We start from the raw sequence: 4529 nt of genomic DNA, 5'->3' as shown, positions 1-4529 counted from the left end.
CCGCCCGGCGGCGGCGCCGCCGGGCGGGGTGACGGCCGCCGCCGCCGCCATGTTCACCGCCATCGAGGCCATCGAGGGGGCCGAGCTCGACGCCCTCTTCGCCGCGCCCGACGCCGGGGTGAAGGCGACGGTGAGCCATCTCGCCTACTCCGATATGGAGGCGATCAGCCGCCGGATGGCCGACGCCGGCATGGCCGTGACCGAAAACGCCACCCTGGACGACGCCGGCCGGGTGGTCAGCGACATCAGCATCGGAGCCCGCCCGTGAACCGGATGCTCGCCGAATTCCATCAGGCCTGGGACGGCCGCACGCGGCGGGAGCAGCAGATGCTGGCGGTGATGGCGCTGCTTCTGGCGGCGGTGGTCGTGTGGTTGGGCGTGGTCCGCCCGTTGAACGGCTGGCGCGGCGAGGCGGCCCGCGACCGGGCGCGCGCCGAAACGGAATTGAGCGAGGTCCGGACCGCCCTGGGCCGGCTTCCGTCCACGACCCCCGGCCGGGCCCGTGCGGCTGACGCCCAGGGTCTGGAGCCGGTCCTGCGGCAGACGGCGGAGGCGGCCGGGCTTCAGCTCACCACCGGAATGGACCCGTCCGGCCGGCTCGGATTCCGGGCCGCGAACGCGCCCAGCGCCGCCGTTTTCGGCTGGCTGGCGGCGCTCGAGACCGCGCACGGTCTTCAGCCGGTCAGCCTCAGCGTGGTCGAGAACGCCGACGCCTCCCTGCAGGTCGAGGGCGCGTTCTGAGCCTTAAGGACGCCGCGCCATGGACGTGGACATCCGCGCCCGAGTGTCGCTTCAAGATCCCGACGGCGCGGCGTTCGTCGTCCTGGTTCCAGGCGGCGAGACTCGCCTGATCAGGCGCTCTGGTGTCGCAGGCGTCGCCGGACGGAGCGGAATGCGCCGCTCCATCCTCCGGCCAGCAGGCCGATCCCGACCGCCAGCGCCAGGTGCGGAAAGTCCGGTCGGCTGAAGCGGAAGAGGTCGGCGACCAGCGGCAGGTACAGTCCGGCGAGAAGCACGATCGCCAGGCCGGCGGCGATGCTCCAGAACAGCCGTCGATGAGGACTGAACAGGCCAACCCCCGCGGAGGCGGTGTTGGCCAGCGCCAGGGCCAGATTGGCGACCGCCAGCGCCGCATAGGCCGAGCCCCGGGCCGCGGCCTCTCCGGCCAGCGGCAGGAGGCCGAGGTAGAGCCCGAGGACCGCCGCGAGGATCACCAGACCCTGGCCGAGGCCGGCGGCGATCTCGCCGATGCCGAACAGGCGCGCTCGCAGCGGGCGCGGGGGGCGCCGCATGGCGTCCGCCTCGCTGGGCTCGGCCTCGAAGACGAGCGCGCAGACGGGATCGACGACCAGCTCCAGCAGGACCACGTGGATCGGGAACAGAAACGGCGGCGCGCCCAGGAGGATCGGCAGCAGGGCGAGGCCCGCGATGGGCACATGGATGGCCGTGACATAGACCAGCGCCCGACGCAGGTTGGTGAAGATGCGGCGCCCGAGCCGCACCGCGCCGAGAATCGAGCCGAAGCTGTCGTCCAGCAGGACCAGGTCGGCCGCCTCGCGCGCCACGTCGGAGCCCCGGCCGCCCATGGCGATGCCGATGTCGGCCGCCTCCAGCGCCGGCGCGTCATTGACCCCGTCGCCCGTCATGGCCGCCACGCCGCCATTGGCCTGGAAGGCGCGGACCAGCGCCAGCTTCTGTGCGGGCTGCACCCGGGCGAAGACCCGCACGGTCCGCACCCGCTCCGCCAGGGCCGCCTCGTCGAGCTGGCTGATTTCGGCGCCGGTCATCAGACCGCCGGACACGTCGATCCCGGCGTCCCCCGCGATCTTCAGCGCCGTGGCGGGATAGTCGCCGGTGATCATCGCCACCTCGATGCCGGCGGACCGGGCGAGTTCCAGCGCCGCCGGCACGTCGGCGGCCACCGGGTCCAGGAATCCGACCAGACCCCGGAAGACGAAGGCGAGCGCCTCCGGGGCCGCCACGGGCTCGTCATGCATGGCCTCCGCCACCGCGAGAACCCGCAGGCCGCCCGAGGCGAGACGATCGAGAGCGGATCGCGCGGCGGCGGTCTGGTCCGGATTCAACCTGCAGAGGGCGAACACCGCTTCGGGCGACCCTTTCGCCGCGGTGCGTCTCTTCCCCGCCGTCCGCCAGGTCTGAACCACCGCCAGCCGGTGCGGCGCCAGCGGCCAGACCCGTTCCGGCCGGTCGGATCCCGCCTTCGGCCCCAGCGCCGTCAGGGCGGCGTCCATGGGATCGGTCGGTTGGGGACTGCTGGCCAGTATCGCCGCCTCGAGCACCGCGCGCAGGGACGGCCTGGCGTCGTCGCCGGGGCCCCCTTCGTCTTCCGGGGACCAGAGCGACGCGACCTCCATGCGGTTCTCGGTCAGGGTGCCGGTCTTGTCGACGCAGAGGATGGTGGCGCCGCCGAGGGCCTCGATCGCGGCGGCCCGGCGCACCAGCACCCGGTGCTGCGCCAATCGCCAGGCCCCCAGCGAGAGGAAGACCGACAGGACGACCGGGAACTCCTCCGGAATGAGGGCGATGGCGATGGTGATGCCGGCGAGGGCGCCTTCGATCCACAGGTCCCGCAACAGGCCGTAGGCGAGGGCGACGACGACGGCGAAGGTCAGCGCCAGGCCGCCGATCAGGGCGACGATGCGGCCGGTGGAACGCTGCAGCGCGGTCGGGTTCCGATCGATGGTCGCCAGCGAGGCGCCGATGCGCCCCAGGGCCGTCCGGGATCCGGTCGCGGTGACCCGGACGACGCCCTGGCCCGCGACCGTAAGCGTTCCGGCGAAGACCTCGCCCGACATGTCCGATGGGGCCTGCGCCCGCGCGCCGCTTCTTACGACGGGCGCGGATTCGCCCGTCAGGACGGATTCGTCGATCTGAAGGACCTCCGATCCGACCAGAACGCCGTCCGCCGGCATCCGCTGGCCTTCGGCGACGAGGACCAAGTCGCCGCGGACGACTTCGCGCGCGGGCAGGGTCAGGGTCCGCCCCTCGCGCACCACGCGGACGACGGGATCCGCCATCCGGCGAAGCGCCCGCAGCGCCGCTTCGCTGCGCGCTTCCTGCGCCACGACCATGCCGATGGTGACCAGCCCGGCCGCACCCAGAAGAAGGCCTTCCGCGCGGTCGCCGAGTCCCAGATAGAGGGCGGTGGCGGCGGCGAGCAGCAGGAACATCGGCTCGCGCAACGCCCCGGCGACAATCCTCCACAGAGGCCGGGTACGGTCGGCGGTCACCAGATTGGGGCCGTCCTCCTCGAGGCGGCGGGCGGCCTCGGCCGCGTCCAGACCTGTGAATGAAGGCTCCGTGGACATCGCCGCTCCGCTGCCGCGCCAGACACTGCGCGCCGAGGTGGCCGACAGGCTAGGTCATCCGGCCGGACCGGGGTTGATCCGTGTCAAGGCGGGCGATCCGCGACCGGCGTGGCGTCTTGTCTGAAGGTGTTCCGGGATCGGGGCCGTCCATCGGCGACGGCGACGGCGGCGCGGTGCGCGTCCGGCCGTCCCCGTGATGCGCCTCAATCCTGGAGCGGCCGGCGGGAATCGAACCCGCGACATTCAGCTTGGGAAGCTGACGTTCTACCTCTGAACTACGGCCGCGACCGGGGTCGCCGGATCGGAGGCGGACCATAGCTTCGCGTCGGCAAAAGAAAAGGCCCGGCGCGGCGGCCGGGCCTTTACGGGGACCTACGGGGCGACGTCGACGTCGACGCCGCGGCGTTCGAGGATTTCCTGGACGCTGTCGTCGCCGGCGAGGTGGGCGGCGCCCACGGCGATGAAGGCGGAACCCGACCCTTCCAGCATGGTCTGGATCTGGTCGGCCCAGTTGGTGTTCCGGCGGACCAGCAGGGCCTGGTAGAGTTCCTCGCTGCTCTCGCGCATCGGCTCGACGCCGATGGTCTCGATGGCCTCGACGTCGCCGGCGGCCCAGGCCTCGACCAGACGGTCCAGCTCGACGGTGGCGTTCTCGAAATCTTCGAGCGTGCTGCGCAGGAAGGCCAGCTGGTCCGCTTCCGGGAAGCCGGCGAGGATGCGGATCTGCTCGTCGACCGTCTCGAAGCCGGTGACCGGCTTGTCGGCGGCCTCGGCGCGGGCCTTGAGGATCAGCTCGACGCCGGAGGCGGGGTCATAGCCGGCCTTCTGCAGCGGCGCCACCGACAGGGTCAGGGCGGCGAACCACGGGCGGAAGGGGTCCATCTGGGCGGCCGTGAGCCCCATCGCCCGCGCGGCGTTGTCGAGCAGGGTCAGCTCGCCGGAGGTCAGCTTGAGGGTCAGGCGCTCGGCGGGGGCCAGGCCGTGCTGCTGGACCAGCGGGATGATCGCGGCCTGGTCGTCCGGGTTGGAGATCTCGAGGACCAGGGTGTCGGCGCTGTCGAAGGCGGCGTCGATGCGCTCCGTGCCCCAACCGGTGGTCGGGCGCAGCAGGTGCACGGTGCCGAACAGATACAGGGTGGAGTCGGCGTCCCGGATCACCCACAGCGCCGGGCCGCGGCCCTCGGCGGGCGGAACGGCGCG

Annotated in this window: 4 protein-coding genes and 1 tRNA gene; 2 read left to right on the top strand and 3 right to left on the bottom strand. The window is 72.6% G+C overall.

The features are described from left to right. The coding region (locus RDU12_RS12835) for a hypothetical protein (protein WP_308684967.1) at window positions 1–268 on the top strand (268 nt) is incomplete at its 5' end. Between the two features lie 5 nt (window positions 269–273). Further along, window positions 274–741 (top strand): type II secretion system protein GspM, encoded by a 468-nt coding sequence (gene gspM, locus RDU12_RS12830; protein ID WP_300291756.1) that lies wholly within the window; start codon window positions 274–276, stop codon window positions 739–741. Window positions 742–851: 110 nt separating this feature from the next. Here gspM and RDU12_RS12825 read toward each other — a convergent pair whose 3' ends face one another. The 3 genes from RDU12_RS12825 to RDU12_RS12815 all read right to left on the bottom strand — a co-directional run. Then, complete coding sequence (locus RDU12_RS12825; protein ID WP_300291754.1) at window positions 852–3329, bottom strand: HAD-IC family P-type ATPase; 2478 nt, start codon at window positions 3327–3329, stop codon at window positions 852–854. Window positions 3330–3539: 210 nt separating this feature from the next. After that, window positions 3540–3614, bottom strand: a tRNA-Gly gene (locus RDU12_RS12820). Window positions 3615–3701: 87 nt separating this feature from the next. Then, window positions 3702–4529 (bottom strand): TraB/GumN family protein (locus RDU12_RS12815; RefSeq protein ID WP_308684964.1); only part of this gene is annotated, 828 nt, incomplete at its 5' end.

This window comes from Brevundimonas sp. (assembly GCF_031082345.1).
Lineage (GTDB): Bacteria > Pseudomonadota > Alphaproteobacteria > Caulobacterales > Caulobacteraceae > Brevundimonas.
Note: the sequence above shows the minus strand (reverse complement) of the source record. Positions and strands in the feature narration are given on the sequence as shown.

What these genes read in the sequence shown, in the direction of transcription:
- gspM (WP_300291756.1), top strand. Translation starts at nt 274, where the DNA reads ATGCTCGCCGAATTCCATCAGGCCTGGGACGGCCGCACGCGGCGGGAG.
- RDU12_RS12825 (WP_300291754.1), bottom strand. Translation starts at nt 3,329, where the DNA reads ATGTCCACGGAGCCTTCATTCACAGGTCTGGACGCGGCCGAGGCCGCC.